The sequence below is a fragment of the Pseudomonas sp. KUIN-1 genome, from assembly GCF_009176725.1.
Lineage (GTDB): Bacteria > Pseudomonadota > Gammaproteobacteria > Pseudomonadales > Pseudomonadaceae > Aquipseudomonas > Aquipseudomonas fragariae.
On the sequence record NZ_AP020337.1, the window covers coordinates 1,709,278 to 1,723,563 of the forward strand.

The window sequence follows — 14,286 nt, forward strand, 5'->3', positions numbered from 1 at the left end:
GCATTCCGTTACCCGTCCAGACTCACATGCCGGCTCAACAGTGCGCGCAGCGCTGCAGGCTTGACCGGCTTGGGCAGATAATCGAGTCCCGCCGCATGCACCTGAGCGATCAACTCTGCCCGCCCATCGGCACTGATAAGCACGCCCGGCACCGGTTGACCCAGTCGGGTGCGTAGCCAGACCATGAGTTCAGTACCGGTTTCGCCTTCATCCAGGTGGTAATCCACCAGGGCAATCTGCGGTCGAACGCCATTGTTCAACAGCGCTTCGCATTCCTGGCGATTGCGCGCGGTCCAGACCTGACAGCCCCAGCGTGACAGCAGACTGTGCATACCGATCAGGATGCTGTCTTCGTTGTCGACACACAGCACCTGTGTGCCGTTCAGCGCGGGGCGGCTGACATCGGGCAGCGTAGCGGGGAGTGCCGCCTGGGGCGCGGCCAGCGGTACCCGGACGCTGAACACGCTGCCTTTGCCGGTCCATGAGCGCACCTGCAAAGGATGCTCGAGAATGCGGCACAAACCATCGGCAATCGCCAACCCCAGACCCAGCCCCTTGGCCGCGTGAGTCTTGTGGCTGTCGAGGCGTTTGAATTCTTCGAAGATCACCTTGCGCTTGTCCTCGGGAATGCCCGGCCCCCGGTCCCAGACTTCCAGACTCAGGCTCTCACCGTAGCGCCTGACACCCAGCAGAATGGGGCCTTTGGCATAGCGGAACGCGTTGGTCAAAAAGTTCTGCAGCACCCGGCGCAACAGCTTGATATCGCTGTCGACGCGCAGTGAACTGCCCCTCACACGAAAACTCAGGCCCTGCTCCTGAGCCAGCGCCTTGAATTCGGCACCGAGGGTGTCAAACAGCGCGCTGAGCGGAAACGGCTGGCGGTCCGGGGTGATCTTGCCGTTTTCGATGCGGGAAATATCCAGCAGGTCGCTGATCAGGTCTTCGGCAGAGCGCAGCGAGCTGTCCAGGTGCCGAACCAATTGCTGGGCTTCGCTGGAAATCCCTTCCTGCTGATGTGACAGCGCAGCGGAGAACAGCCGTGCAGCGTTCAACGGCTGCATCAGGTCATGACTCACCGCAGCCAGGAAGCGGGTTTTCGATTCGTTGGCGGCTTCAGCGGTGCCCTTGGCTTCGGTGAGCGCCTGGTTGAGCTGGGACAATTCGTGGGTACGTGCGGCTACCCGCTGCTCAAGGCTTTCATTGACGCCTTTGAGGGCGTGTTCGGCAGCGCGGAACTCGGTGATGTCGGTGAAACTCATGACGAACCCGCCGCCGGGCATAGGGTTACCAATCAGCTCGATCACCTGGCCATTGGGAAACAACCGCTCCGAGGTGTGAGCGCGGCCCTGGCGCATCCAGTGCAGACGGCGCGCAACGTGAACTTCTGCCTCGCCCGGTCCGCAGAGCCCGCGTTCGGCGTTGTAGCGGATGATGTCGGCAATCGGCCGGCCAACGCCGATCAGGCCTTCGGGGTAATTGAACAGCTCAAGGTAACGGCGATTCCAGGCCACCAGCCGCAGGGACTGGTCGACCACGCTGATGCCCTGGGTAATGTTTTCGATGGCACCCTGCAGCAGCGCGCGGTTGAACTGCAGGACTTCCGAGGCTTCGTCGGCGATGCGTACAACGTCTTCCAGCTGCATGTCGCGACCTTCGATAGCGGCCTTGACCACCGCGCGGGTCGAGGAGGTGCCGAGCACGCCGGCCAGCAGTCGCTCGGTATGCGCGATCCACTCACCGTCGGCATTCAGGCTGGGGTTGAAACCCTTGCCCTGCCTTTGGGCGAAACGGATGAAACTCTGCCGCGCGCGGTCTTCACCGACGAAGCGTGCCGACAGGCTGAGCAGGTCCTCGATCTGCACCGCAAGCAGCGGGCGGCTGAAGTCGCGCCCCTGGGTTTCCTGACCGATGAAACGACCCGCCTGCCAGTGCTCGGCCACTCGCGTGCGCGACAACATCGACACCCAGGCGAACAGCGTGCAGTTGCCGGCCATCGACAGCACCACGCCCTGGGTCATCGGCGAGATAGGCAGGTCGAACGGGTTGCTGTGCAGCCAGGAAAGCAGCGGGAAAGTGCTCAGCGACCAGCCCATGCCATGCGCCGCCACTGGCAGCACGAGGGTGTAGAACCAGATGAAGATACCGGCCGCCAGCCCTGCGAAGACGCCACGCCGATTGGCCTGCTTCCAGTACAGCGCACCGAACATGGCGGGAGCCAGCTGGGTGATCGCGGCAAAGGCGATCTGGCCGATGGTCGCCAGACTCGCCGTCGACCCGAGCATCCGGTAGCTGACATAGGCCAGCAGGAGAATCATCACGATGCTGATGCGTCTGACAGAAAGCATCCAGTGACGAAACGCTTCGAACGGCCGCTCGGTGTTTTTGCGTCTTAACAGCCACGGCAGCAGCATGTCGTTGGAAATCATCGTCGACAGCGCCACGCAGGCGACGATCACCATGCCGGTTGCCGCCGATGCTCCGCCGATGAAGGCCAGCAACGCGAGTGACGGGTGAGCGTGCGCCAGCGGCAGGCTGATCACGAACGAGTCGGGCAGCATGGAGCCGGGCAGGAGCATTTGTCCGGCCAGTGCAATCGGCACCACGAACAGCGCGGCCAGCGCCAGATAGGCCGGGAACACCCATTTGGCGAGATTCAGGTCCTGAGGCTCGATGTTCTCGACCACCGTCACGTGGAACTGGCGGGGCAGACAGACAATCGCCATCATCGCCACGCCGGTCTGCACGAACATCGACGGCCAGTTGATCGTGTCTTTCCAGTATTCCTCAAGGCGTGGCGCGAGTTTGGCCTGATTGAACAGGTCGTCGAATCCGTCATACAGGCCGAACGTGACGAACACGCCGACTGCCATGAACGCAAACAGCTTGACCAGCGCCTCGAAGGCAATGGCCAGCACCATGCCGCGATGGTGTTCGGTGACATCCAGATTGCGTGCGCCGAAGACGATGGTGAACAGCGCGAGAATCAGCGACACCACCAGCGCAGTGTCCTGAGCGCGGGTGCCGGTGGAATCGGCCACGGCACCGATCAGGATATTCACCCCCAGCACGATGCCTTTGAGCTGCAACGCGATGTACGGCAGCATGCCGATCAGGCAGATCAGCGCCACCATCACCGCCAGGGACTGGGACTTGCCATAGCGCGCCGCGATGAAGTCGGCGATCGAGGTGATGTTTTCCTGCTTGCTGATCAGCACCATTTTTTGCAGCACCCAGGGTGCCAGCACCATCAGCACGATGGGCCCCAGATAAATCGGCAGAAACGACCATAATTGCTCGGCGGCCTGACCCACTGCGCCGAAAAACGTCCAGCTGGTGCAGTACACCGCCAGCGACAGGCTGTAGACCCAGGCACGCATGGTCGGGCGCAGGGATGCGCTGTAGCGGTCGCCGTAGAAGGCGATGGCGAACATGATGGCCATATAGGTAAGGGCAACGGCCGCAATCAGCCCGCTGGACAGCGACATATCAAATTCCACACCGTATCGATAACGCGCAGTCTCGCACGATGGCCGCGCTTCGTCTTTGTCGACCAAGGTCGAGCGTGGCGCGGTGTCGCAGCCGCCCCGACAAAGCCCGAAGTGATAAAAAAAGCGACACAGGTTTTGTAAAAGAAAATGTCCTATCGACATTCGGCGGCGTTACGTCTTCAATGTGCCTCGGATTGGCCGCTGCGTCAGTTCTCCCCAGCCTCTCAGGACCACGGACGATGAGCCAACAGTCACAATTCAGCCTGCTCGGGAAACGCCGTTTCCTGCCGTTTTTCATCACGCAGTCTCTCGGGGCATTCAATGACAATGTCTTCAAGCAGTCATTGATCCTTGCCATTCTTTACAAGCTCAGCATCGATGGGGATCGCTCGATCTACGTCAATCTATGCGCATTGCTGTTCATCCTGCCGTTCTTTCTGTTCTCGGCGCTGGCCGGGCAGTTCGGCGAGAAATACCCCAAGGACAAGTTGATCCGCATCATCAAGTTCGGCGAGATCGTCATCATGGTGGTCGGCGCCGCAGGCTTTCTGTTCAATCATCTGGAGTTGATGCTGGCCGCGCTGTTCGCCATGGGGACGCATTCGGCGCTGTTCGGGCCGGTCAAATATTCGATCCTGCCCCAGCACCTGCGCGAGAGCGAACTGGTCGGCGGCAACGCGCTGGTCGAGATGGGCACCTTTCTGGCGATCCTGGCCGGCACCATCAGCGCGGGTGTGATGATGTCTTCTTCGCAATACGCCTGGGTGGTGGCGGCTGCCATCGTGCTGGTCGCCTGCCTGGGGTTTCTGGCCAGCTTCGGTATCCCGCGCGCCGAGGCTGCCTCGCCGGAGATGAAGCTCAACTGGAACATCTTCACCCAGTCGTGGGCGACCTTGCGCATGGGGCTGGGGCAAACGCCCGCGGTTTCGCGCTCGATTGTCGGCAACTCGTGGTTCTGGTTTGTGGGCGCTATCTACCTGACGCAGATCCCGGCCTATGCCAAGGAATGGATGTACGGCGACGAAACGGTCGTTACGCTGATTCTGGCCGTATTCTCCATCGGCATCGCGCTGGGCTCGTTGCTCTGTGAGCGCTTGTCCGGGCATAAGGTCGAGATCGGGCTGGTGCCGTTCGGCTCGATGGGCCTGACAATTTTTGGCCTGCTGCTGTGGTGGCATTCGGGCGGTTTCCCGCAGAACGTGCAGGCCAACGACTGGCTGGCGGTGCTGTCCTCCGGGCAGGGCTGGCTGGTGCTGTTCGATATTCTGGGTATCGGCGTATTCGGTGGCTTTTATATCGTGCCGCTGTACGCCTTGATCCAGTCGCGCACGCCGCTGAAAGAGCGCTCGCGCGTCATTGCCGCCAACAACATTCTCAACGCGCTGTTCATGGTGGTCTCGGCGATTGTCTCGATCCTGCTGCTGAGCGTTGCCAAGCTGTCGATTCCGCAGCTGTTTCTGGCCGTGTCGGTGATGAACATCGCGGTCAATATCTACATCTTCAAGATCGTCCCCGAGTTCACCATGCGCTTCATGATCTGGCTGCTTGGCCATTCCATGTACCGCGTCGAACACCGCAATCTGGACCGGATTCCGGACGAAGGCGCGGCGCTGCTGGTCTGCAACCATGTGTCCTTTGTCGATGCATTGCTGATTGCCGGTGCGGTGCGGCGTCCGATCCGCTTTGTCATGTACTACAAGATCTACCAGCTGCCTGTGCTTAACTTCATCTTTCGCACCGCCGGGACCATCCCCATTGCCGGGCGTAACGAAGACATGGACATCTACGAAACATCGTTCAAGCGCATCGCCCACTACCTCGCGGAAGGCGAACTGGTGTGCATCTTCCCGGAAGGCAAACTGACCACCGACGGCGAAATCAACGGCTTCAAGAACGGCATGAGCCGCATCATCCAGGAAACGCCAGTACCGGTCATTCCACTGGCACTGCAAGGCCTGTGGGGCAGCTTCTTCAGCCGCGACCCGAGCAAGACCCTGTTTCGCCGCCTGTGGTCTCGCGTCGTGCTGGTGGCCGGTTCGCCCATCGCAGCGGACGTGGCAACCCCCGTGGACGTACGTGAAGAAGTGAAAGCGCTGAGAGGAAAAGTGCAGTAGCGCCGGCGCTCCGTACGACTGACGTGCCAATCACTCCGCATTGGCACGATAGTCATCAGTTCCCGAGCCGTGTATTTAGCCAAATTGCTCTGAAGCGCTTTTCAACCACGATGGCACAGGCGACGCAGAGTGCGACGTTAGTGACGGCTGAGTCCTGGCGCTGATCCGGGGGTAGCCTGGCAGGACGCCAGGCAAGCCGCACCGTGCCATGGATGGCGCGTTGCGGCGACCCCCGGATCAGTGACAGGGCGAAGGAACCCGACGAAGTCGGGCCGGAAACGGAGCCAGGGGGTTTGCTTACTTTGGCCCCATCAAAGTAAGTCGCCGAGGGGCGAAAAGGTGACCTGAGCCGAACCCCGATCCACCTGACACCGCAGAACCGCCGTGTGACGCAGAGCGTCACGAACTGCATTCCCACGCGGAGCATGGGAACGATAGTCAACCGTCCAACTTTTTGGGGGCAGTTCACTGGAGCGTGAGGAACGATAGTCAACTGGCATCAACGGACGGACGTATTCTCTTCCTCCGGCATCTTCCTGAAATACGTCGACAGCAACGCCCCGGAAATATTGTGCCAGACACTGAACAGCGCACTTGGCACCGCCGCCAGCGGCGAAAAATGTGCACTGGCCAGCGCAGCGCCCAGCCCCGAGTTCTGCATACCGACCTCCAGCGCCAGCGACTTGCGTTGCGCCAATGGCAGCTTGAAAACCTTGCCAGTGAAATAACCCAGCAGAAAACCGAACGTGTTATGCAGAATCACCACCGCCATGATCAGCAGGCCGGATTCAGCGATTTTCGCCTGACTGGCGGCGACCACCGCGCAGACGATCATCACAATACTGACCACCGACACCAGCGGCAGCACATCGACCGCATAGCTGACCCGCGCGCCCAACAGACGCTGGGCAATCACGCCCAACACAATCGGCAGCATGACCAGTTGCAGGATCGACCAGAACATATCCAGAAAGGACACCGGCAGCCACGCCGACGCCAGGAACCAGATCAAGGTCGGGGTCAGCAGCGGGGCGAGCAGGGTAGTGACCGCAGCGATTGCCACCGCCAGCGCCAGATCACCCTTTGCCAGCCAGGCCATGACGTTGGATGAAGTGCCGCTCGGACAGCAGCCGACCAGAATCACACCCACGGCGATCTCCGGCGGCAGTTGAAACACCTGGCACAGCAACCAGGCCACACCGGGCATGATCACAAAGTGCGCGATCACACCCAGCGCCACTCGCCACGGGTTACGCGCCACTTCAGAGAAGTCTTCGAGTTTCAGGGTCAGGCCCATGCCGAACATGACCAGCCCCAGCAGCGGCACGATCCAGCTCTTAAGGCCAATGAATGCCTGCGGAAACAGAAATGCCAGAATGGCGAACAGCAAAACCCAGTAGGCAAACGTGTTGCCGACAAAACGACTCAAGGCTGCCAACGCACGCATGGCCTGTTCCTTATTGTTGAATAACCGGGGTGAAATGAATGCGCCGTCTGACGAGACGGCGCGGTGTTTCGAGCGGCAGTGCTGCAAGAGCGGGTATCAGATGCCCTGCGGAATCTCTTCGCCGCCCAATGCCTCGAACAGCTCCGGCAGGAACTCGCCGAAGGTCAGCATCATCAGCGTGAAGCTGGCGTCCAGTTGTCCCAACGCTTCGTCGCCACCGTCCTGTTCGGCCTGATCCTGCAGCAGGTCCTCGAACTTCAGACGCTTGACCACCAGTTTATCGTCCAGCACGAACGACAGCTTGTCCTGCCAGGCCAGCGACAGTTGGGTCACGACCTTGCCTGTGCTCAGGTGCAGCTGGATTTCGTCGCCGGTCAGGTCCTGACGCTTGCAGCGCACGATGCCGCCATCTTCATGGGTGTCGCGCAGCTCGCACTCGTCCAGCACGAAGAAGTTGTCGGCCGCTTTCTGGGTCTTGACCCAGTCGGTCATGGTCGCACTCGGTGAAACCTTGACCGTCAGCGGACGTACCGGCAGCGAGCCGATGACTTCGCGCAGGGTCGACAACAGGTCCTCGGCGCGTTTCGGGCTGGAGGCATTGACCAGGATCAGGCCCTGTTTCGGCGCGATGGCGGCGAAAGTGGCGGAGCGACGGATAAACGCACGCGGCAGGAACGCCTGGATGATTTCATCCTTGAGCTGATCGCGTTCCTTCTTGTAGACCTTGCGCATCTGCTCGGCTTCGATCTCGTCGACCTTTTCCTTGAGCGCGTCACGCACGACGCTGCCCGGCAGAATGCGTTCTTCCTTGCGTGCTGCGATCAGCATGAAGTCCTGACTGATGTGTACCAATGGAGCGTCTTCACCCTTGCCGAAAGGAGCGACGAAACCATAGGTGGCTACCTCCTGGCTGGCGCAGGCGCGCGCCGGTTTGGTCGCCAGTGCTGTCTCCAGCGCTTCGGCATCAAAAGGCACGTCCTGGGTCAGGCGATAGACAAGCAGGTTTTTGAACCACATGAGGTGAATCTCTCTTTCTATACAAAGGCGGGCATTATTCGCTCCTCAGCCGCTGGGGCCAACCCTGTACAGAGCGTTTGTAAGCCTTTGGAAGGATTATAAAAATTATTTAAAAAAGTGCTTGCCAGAGTACAGGTCGCTCCGTAGAATGCGCGCCACACCGAGAGTGAAGGGTGATTAGCTCAGCTGGGAGAGCAGCTGCCTTACAAGCAGCGGGTCGGCGGTTCGATCCCGTCATCACCCACCAAACTCGCTTTTAGTGTTACGCGCAGCGGTAGTTCAGTCGGTTAGAATACCGGCCTGTCACGCCGGGGGTCGCGGGTTCGAGTCCCGTCCGCTGCGCCATATTCCGCTTCAAGGCCCTTGAACTCCTTGAAGCAAACAGAAAGCCCGCCCAGTGCGGGCTTTCTGCTTTCTGTAGTTTGGAAATTCCAACCCCCTCGTGCAATGCCCCCGCGGCAGTTCTATTGAAGTTCTGTAAGAATTATTCTTCGCGAATGTAAGTAATGTCCTTAATTAGTGAAGTTTAAACCAGGCTTGTTAGTTAGCCTTGGTGAGCGCTTGATTTATCCTCTTTGCTGGTATTAGCTGAATGGGTTGATGGGGTATCCAGACATTAAACGTTTTTTGATGATCCCAGATAATTAATCCAGACCGACCGCCGAATCGAGGCGGTCTGATACGATAATGAGCAAAGGAATGACTATGAAAAATCGTTTTAAACTGTTTGTAGGCACTACGGCCTTGATCCTCTCTGCGAGCGCGCTGGCCAAGCCAGTACTGCACACGGCGACCATCGACCAGCACGGCAATATCGTTGCTCAGTCGTCGCCCTGGATCAAGTCTGTAAGTTACAGCAGCCAGAAAGACTACTTCGCGACGTATAAAGTGCTCTTCAAGGAAGGGCAGTTTAAAAAGTCTCCAGGGTTCTGCTCGGTGTCTTCCATTGATACCAGTGATCATGAGCGGCTGTTCTACGGGCACGCCAAGTTGGGCGGCGCTGCGACAACAGAACAGGTCAATGTATTGGGACTTATGGTCGGTAAGCGGGGGGCTTCGGGTGACTCCTCAATGAGTTTCCAGTTGGCCTGCAGTAATTGATTCAATGAACCCCGCCTGGTGCGGGGTTTTTTACGGCGGTCTGATCTGGAGGCGCACCTTCCGGCTTTCCATCCAGCGCATTTGCGCAGATCATTCCTCCACCTCCCAACAAGAAAGGACGTGTCATGAGCCTGCCTCTTCAGGGCATCAAGGTGGTGGAACTGGGTCAGCTCATTGCCGGGCCGTTCGCGACGAAGATTCTCGCCGAGTTCGGTGCCGAGGTCATCAAGGTCGAGCCGCCATTGACCGGTGATCCCCTGCGCAAATGGCGTTTGCTGCATAACGGCACGTCCGTCTGGTGGGCGGTGCAGTCCCGCAACAAACAGTCGGTAACCCTCGATCTGCGCCAGCCTCAGGCGCAGGAGATGGCACGGCGCCTGATCCGCGATGCCGATGTACTGGTCGAGAACTTCCGCCCCGGCACACTTGAAGGCTGGGGGTTGAGCTGGGAAGCGCTGCACGCCCTCAATCCGAAACTGATCATGCTGCGTGTCTCCGGCTACGGGCAGACCGGGCCGTATCGCGACCGGCCGGGTTTTGGCGTGATCGGTGAGGCCATGGGCGGTCTGCGTCATCTGTCGGGTGAGGCAGGGCGCACGCCAGTGCGTGTCGGCGTATCGATTGGCGATTCGCTGTCTGCGCTGCACGGTGTGATCGGCATTCTGCTGGCGCTTCGTCATCGCGAGCAGAATGGCGGCGACGGGCAGCAGATAGATGTCGCATTGTACGAGTCAGTGTTCAACATGATGGAAAGCCTGATTCCCGAGTATTCGGTATTCGACACTGTCCGCGAGCCGGCTGGCAGCAGCCTGCCAGGCATCGCGCCGAGCAATGCCTACCGCTGCAATGACGGCAAGTACGCGTTGATCGCGGGCAATGGCGACAGTATCTTCCGGCGCCTGATGGAAAAGATCGGCCGCGCGGACCTGGCCAGCGACCCCGAGCTTGAGCACAACGACGGGCGGGTCAGGCACGTGGCGCGCATCGATGCGGCCATCTCGACCTGGACCGCCGAACGCTCGATGGACGAAGTTCTTGCAGCGCTCAACGAGGCCCGTATTCCGGCAGGTAAGATCTACGACGCAGCCGATATCGCCAGGGACCCGCATTATCAGGCGCGGGACATGCTGTTGCAGGGCACGCTGGATGACGGAACGCCCGTCACCCTCCCGGGTATTGTGCCTAAACTTCAAGACACGCCGGGGCAGGTACGATCGTCTGCGCCAACACTCGGTCAACACACCGATGCTGTGCTTGAAGCGCATGGCATCGACGCTGCCACCCGTGCCGAGTGGCGTCGGCTTGGCATTATCTGATCCGAAACCTGACCATTGTCGTAAACAGAACTCTATTCCAAACGGAGCTGATCCCGTGATTGATCATCTGGACCATCTGGTACTGACCACTGCCGATATCGACGCCTGCAAGGATTTTTACGTACGCGTTCTGGGCATGACCCCTGAACGCTTTCGTCAGGGGCGTCTGGCATTTCGCTTCGGCAATCAGAAAATCAACGTCCATGAACGCGGCAAGGAGTTCGAGCCCAAGGCTCACTTGCCGGTGCCAGGTGCGCTGGATCTGTGTTTCATCGCCACCATCCCGCTGGAGCAGGTGATTGTGCACCTGCAGGAGCAGGACTGGCCGATCGTCGAAGGTCCGGTCGAGCGCACCGGTGCTACCGGGCCGATCTGGTCGGTGTATGTGCGTGATCCGGATCTTAACCTGATCGAAATTTCCGAGCCGGCGGCTGATGCGTCGATGTAATCGCGCTCGATGAGGGCGGTTGCATCATTGCATCAGCAGCCCTTCGCAGGCGCTCCGTCCTTCGGCACGAATGCGCCTTTTTCGCCTGGCTTGGTGATGATGTACGCACGTCGCCACGGCTGATCGTCGATCAGTTTCCAGCGATGGCCGGGGCCGGTGGTGTCCTGCGCCAGCAATACTTCCCCAGGGTGCAGGATAAAGTTCTCGCCGCCGGTGGTGGAAAATTCCAGCGTGCCGGACAGGGTGATCACGTACTGCTCTTCGGGGGCCGGATGCCAGTCAAAGGTCGAGTGCGCCGGGGTTTCCTTGAAGTGCAGGGCGCTGACATCGGTCATGGCTTTTTGATCGATTGAACCCTCGATGACGTGTGACAGATTGTCGGGGCCTGTGCACAGGCGGTAGGCCTTGATGCCCTCAGTGACAACCAACGGCGGCTTCTTGGCGGCATAGGCTGCGCTGACCGGTAACATGGCTGCGGCGGCGATTACGGCCAGGCTTGCCAACTGGCGAGCCGTCGAGCGCGTTGAGCGAAAACGAGTGGTCGGTTGCATAAAAATGTTCCTGAGCACGACAAACTGCGTGAGCCCTGGTCGCCAGTCGCGATGGTCGATGCAGGGTCTGGGCCGATTCGCCCACGCCGTGGATCGAAGCACATCCCGGGATGCTTAAAAATTATCTTTAATTTCATGTTGTTCGGCGCCGGCAGGCGTACGTAACGTCATATTCATCTATGTCACTTGCCGTCTCGGGTTTCCTTACGCTCATGACTCAATCAGTCAGGCTTCCAAGGAGCCCCGCATGCACCCCAGAAAAAGGCGCTACAAACGATCCATCGATCACCACCCCGGCATGCCGGCGCTCAGCGCGCCGTTCGATCATCCTGATGATGCGGCGCGTTATGCCCACGAGCGGATCGGCAATCGGCGTGATCGCGAATACGGTGGTTTCATTCTGGTTCGCAAGGATGGTAAATACATCGCGACCGAACCCATGAACGGCAGCGAGTTCAGCTTCGATCCCAATGAAGTCTTCCCGCGCAATGACCAGGAAGGTTACGTGCTCTACCCGCAAGGGCATGACGACTATGCGGTCTACCATTCTCATCCGTCACTGCAGGCCGGGCTGGACGAGTGGCCGGAGAGTGAAAAGGTCACGTACCCGAACAGTTTTTCAGTCGGCGACATTTATGCGGTGATCGATGATCAGGAGGTGTGTGCGGCGACGTATCTATCCGGGCCTGACGGCTCCCTGATCAAGTACACGCTGTCGCGCTCTGCCGCCGAAGACACATTGTTTGCGCGCGTCTCCGGCCCGCGCAGCATGCCGCACCTGTGTGAACTCAGCCAGATCCACAAGGCGCTGCAGAACCTGAGCATGATGCCCAGTGATGTAGTCCGCCTGCTGGCCGGTGCCGGGGATCTGCACGTGATAGTGCCCAGCCGCCTGTGGGGGCAGGCAGGCAAAGTGCCGGCCGACTGGCAGCCTTACCCGGACGATGCTGTTGCTCGTACACCTCCCGCCAAATCGCCTGCAAGCTGCGAAGCGCAATGGCCACCCCGACCTCTGAGCCTCAGCGCGCCGTTCAACAGTGCCGATGAGGCTGCACGTTACGCACATGGCCGTATCGGCAGTCGTATTCATTCGCAGATCATCGGTTTTCTTCTGTTCAATCCGGTCGCGCGAGCCTATCGGATTGCCGAGCCGATTCTCGATGACGGCATGCCGGTGTATGCACCGTGTTCGGCATTTCATCCCGATGCCTATTATCGGCCTGCATTACCTGACGGCTACCGTGTGGACGGCATGTATTTCTGCTCAGCCAATCTGGCCGTCGAGGGCGGACGTGACGTCATCAACGATTTCTTCGAGCCGGATGACCTGCATCGGATGTTCAGTTACCGGCACAAACCGGCACAACGCCGTAAAGGCCTGCCGATTCGCTATGGTTTCGAGATGTCGGCGGTTTATTTCTCGGCAGCCGACGGCGCGCTGCTCTGTTACACCCCAAGCCAGTCCGCCGAGGAGTTTCAACTGTTGCAAAGCGTATCGCGAGTGTACTCCGGGGCCGAGTCCGTTCAAGCGCAACTCGCTGCCGGTAACCTCAGCGTGCAGGATTTCGCCCTTCGAGTGGCGCGGGCCGGGCTTCTGCGCGTGCTGCAGACCAGTGAGCGCTGGCCTGATGCCGGTGTGATCAGTCCCGTGGCCTGAGCCCTGTGCAGCGAGCCAGCGCCTTGCCTTCGCGAATCACAAACTGAACTGCAACTGAACAATGCGGTACAGATCCGGGAAAACCTTTGGATACCTGAACTTATCGGCGTTTTCTCCCTCTCATGCCGGTAGCCATTGATCGCGGCGGCCTGATAAGCTCGCGGCTTTACTCGTTTGCCCTTTTGGCGCATGAACAAGGAATTAGCATGAAACAGCATCGGTTGGCAGCGGCGATTGCCCTGGTCGGTCTGGTACTCGCAGGTTGTGACAAGCAAGCCAGCACCGTAGAGCTGAAAACCCCAGCACAAAAAGCGTCTTATGGCATCGGTCTGAACATGGGCAAAAGCCTGGCTCAGGAAGGTATGGATGATCTGGATTCCAAGGCTGTAGCCCTGGGTATCGAAGATGCTGTTGGCAAGAAAGATCAGAAACTCAAGGACGAAGAGCTGGTTGAAGCCTTCTCCGCGCTGCAAAAGCGTTCCGAAGAGCGTCTGGCGAAGATGAGCGAAGAGGCTTCTGCCGCTGGCAAGAAATTCCTCGAAGAGAACGGTAAGAAGGACGGCGTGGTCACCACCGCTTCCGGCCTGCAGTATCAGATCATCAAGAAAGCCGATGGCGCTCAGCCCAAGCCTACCGATGTTGTGACTGTTCACTACGAAGGCAAGCTGATCGACGGCAAGGTCTTCGACAGTTCCGTTGAGCGCGGCAGCCCGATCGACCTGCCGGTTGGCGGTGTGATTCCGGGTTGGGTCGAAGGTCTGCAACTGATGCACGTCGGCGAGAAGATCAAACTCTTCATCCCGAGTGATCTGGCTTACGGCGCACAGAGCCCGAGCCCGGCGATCCCTGCCAACTCGGTACTGGTGTTCGATCTTGAACTGCTGGGTATCAAGGACCCTGCAGCGGCACCGACTCCTGGTGCTGATGCCGACGAAGAAGAGGCAGCTCCTGCCGCTTCGGCTCCGGCCAAGAAGTAACGCACCACCTGGCTACAGAAAACGCCCTGTCTCGACAGGGCGTTTTTGTGTCCGGCTTATTTCCCGAACGCTTGGTCATTCGGGCAGTCCCACTATCATGGATGTATGCAAAGGCATTGTCCGACAGTCCGGCAAGATCAAGGTACTCGTTTAGTAGAGGGTGTCGGGTT

The 14,286-nt window shown here is 59.4% G+C and carries 10 protein-coding genes and 2 tRNA genes; 8 read left to right on the plus strand and 4 right to left on the minus strand.

What is annotated here, in order from left to right; all coding sequences use genetic code 11:
- Window positions 1–8 precede the first annotated feature (8 nt).
- Window positions 9–3,485: a hybrid sensor histidine kinase/response regulator gene (locus KUIN1_RS08225; protein ID WP_152091928.1), complete on the minus strand. Its 3,477-nt coding sequence runs from the start codon at window positions 3,483–3,485 to the stop codon at window positions 9–11.
- 242 nt (window positions 3,486–3,727) lie between these two features.
- Here KUIN1_RS08225 and KUIN1_RS08230 point away from each other — a divergent pair, with 242 nt between their 5' ends.
- Window positions 3,728–5,602, plus strand: coding sequence for an MFS transporter (locus KUIN1_RS08230; protein WP_116886407.1), 1,875 nt, complete (start codon window positions 3,728–3,730; stop codon window positions 5,600–5,602).
- A gap of 499 nt (window positions 5,603–6,101) precedes the next feature.
- On the opposite strand, the gene KUIN1_RS08240 is transcribed toward KUIN1_RS08230, so the two are convergent.
- Both KUIN1_RS08240 and rdgC read right to left on the minus strand, forming a co-directional pair.
- A complete protein-coding gene (locus KUIN1_RS08240) occupies window positions 6,102–7,049 on the minus strand; it encodes a bile acid:sodium symporter family protein (RefSeq protein ID WP_011267112.1) in 948 nt (315 codons plus the stop codon).
- 96 nt (window positions 7,050–7,145) lie between these two features.
- A complete protein-coding gene (rdgC, locus tag KUIN1_RS08245; RefSeq protein WP_003317427.1) occupies window positions 7,146–8,066 on the minus strand; it encodes a recombination-associated protein RdgC in 921 nt (306 codons plus the stop codon).
- A 171-nt stretch (window positions 8,067–8,237) separates the two neighbouring features.
- Here rdgC and KUIN1_RS08250 point away from each other — a divergent pair.
- From KUIN1_RS08250 to KUIN1_RS08270, 5 genes are all read left to right on the plus strand, one after another.
- Window positions 8,238–8,313: transfer RNA gene (locus tag KUIN1_RS08250), tRNA-Val, on the plus strand.
- A gap of 21 nt (window positions 8,314–8,334) precedes the next feature.
- Window positions 8,335–8,411, plus strand: a tRNA-Asp gene (locus KUIN1_RS08255).
- Window positions 8,412–8,771: 360 nt separating this feature from the next.
- Window positions 8,772–9,167, plus strand: coding sequence for a hypothetical protein (locus tag KUIN1_RS08260; protein ID WP_011267113.1), 396 nt, complete (start codon window positions 8,772–8,774; stop codon window positions 9,165–9,167).
- A gap of 125 nt (window positions 9,168–9,292) precedes the next feature.
- A complete protein-coding gene (locus KUIN1_RS08265) occupies window positions 9,293–10,483 on the plus strand; it encodes a CaiB/BaiF CoA transferase family protein (protein ID WP_057457602.1) in 1,191 nt (396 codons plus the stop codon).
- A 55-nt stretch (window positions 10,484–10,538) separates the two neighbouring features.
- Complete coding sequence (locus KUIN1_RS08270) at window positions 10,539–10,931, plus strand: VOC family protein (protein WP_003346527.1); 393 nt, start codon at window positions 10,539–10,541, stop codon at window positions 10,929–10,931.
- A gap of 32 nt (window positions 10,932–10,963) precedes the next feature.
- Here KUIN1_RS08270 and KUIN1_RS08275 read toward each other — a convergent pair whose 3' ends face one another.
- Window positions 10,964–11,482 (minus strand): hypothetical protein, encoded by a 519-nt coding sequence (locus KUIN1_RS08275; RefSeq protein WP_004408551.1) that lies wholly within the window; start codon window positions 11,480–11,482, stop codon window positions 10,964–10,966.
- A 247-nt stretch (window positions 11,483–11,729) separates the two neighbouring features.
- On the opposite strand from KUIN1_RS08275, the gene KUIN1_RS08280 reads away from it, so the two are divergent.
- Together KUIN1_RS08280 and KUIN1_RS08285 are read left to right on the plus strand one after the other, a co-directional pair.
- Entirely contained in the window at window positions 11,730–13,139 is a 1,410-nt protein-coding gene (locus KUIN1_RS08280; RefSeq protein ID WP_116894159.1) for a DUF4329 domain-containing protein, read from the plus strand.
- Between the two features lie 206 nt (window positions 13,140–13,345).
- Window positions 13,346–14,116 (plus strand): FKBP-type peptidyl-prolyl cis-trans isomerase, encoded by a 771-nt coding sequence (locus tag KUIN1_RS08285; protein ID WP_003346532.1) that lies wholly within the window; start codon window positions 13,346–13,348, stop codon window positions 14,114–14,116.
- Window positions 14,117–14,286: the final 170 nt, after the last annotated feature.

Bases quoted from the DNA above. Each gene is read 5' to 3' on its own strand.
- KUIN1_RS08265 (WP_057457602.1), top strand. From the start codon at position 9,293: ATGAGCCTGCCTCTTCAGGGCATCAAGGTGGTGGAACTGGGTCAGCTC.
- KUIN1_RS08225 (WP_152091928.1), bottom strand. From the start codon at position 3,485: ATGTCGCTGTCCAGCGGGCTGATTGCGGCCGTTGCCCTTACCTATATG.
- KUIN1_RS08260 (WP_011267113.1), top strand. From the start codon at position 8,772: ATGAAAAATCGTTTTAAACTGTTTGTAGGCACTACGGCCTTGATCCTC.
- KUIN1_RS08285 (WP_003346532.1), top strand. From the start codon at position 13,346: ATGAAACAGCATCGGTTGGCAGCGGCGATTGCCCTGGTCGGTCTGGTA.
- rdgC (WP_003317427.1), bottom strand. From the start codon at position 8,066: ATGTGGTTCAAAAACCTGCTTGTCTATCGCCTGACCCAGGACGTGCCT.
- KUIN1_RS08280 (WP_116894159.1), top strand. From the start codon at position 11,730: ATGCACCCCAGAAAAAGGCGCTACAAACGATCCATCGATCACCACCCC.
- KUIN1_RS08240 (WP_011267112.1), bottom strand. From the start codon at position 7,049: ATGCGTGCGTTGGCAGCCTTGAGTCGTTTTGTCGGCAACACGTTTGCC.
- KUIN1_RS08230 (WP_116886407.1), top strand. From the start codon at position 3,728: ATGAGCCAACAGTCACAATTCAGCCTGCTCGGGAAACGCCGTTTCCTG.
- KUIN1_RS08275 (WP_004408551.1), bottom strand. From the start codon at position 11,482: ATGCAACCGACCACTCGTTTTCGCTCAACGCGCTCGACGGCTCGCCAG.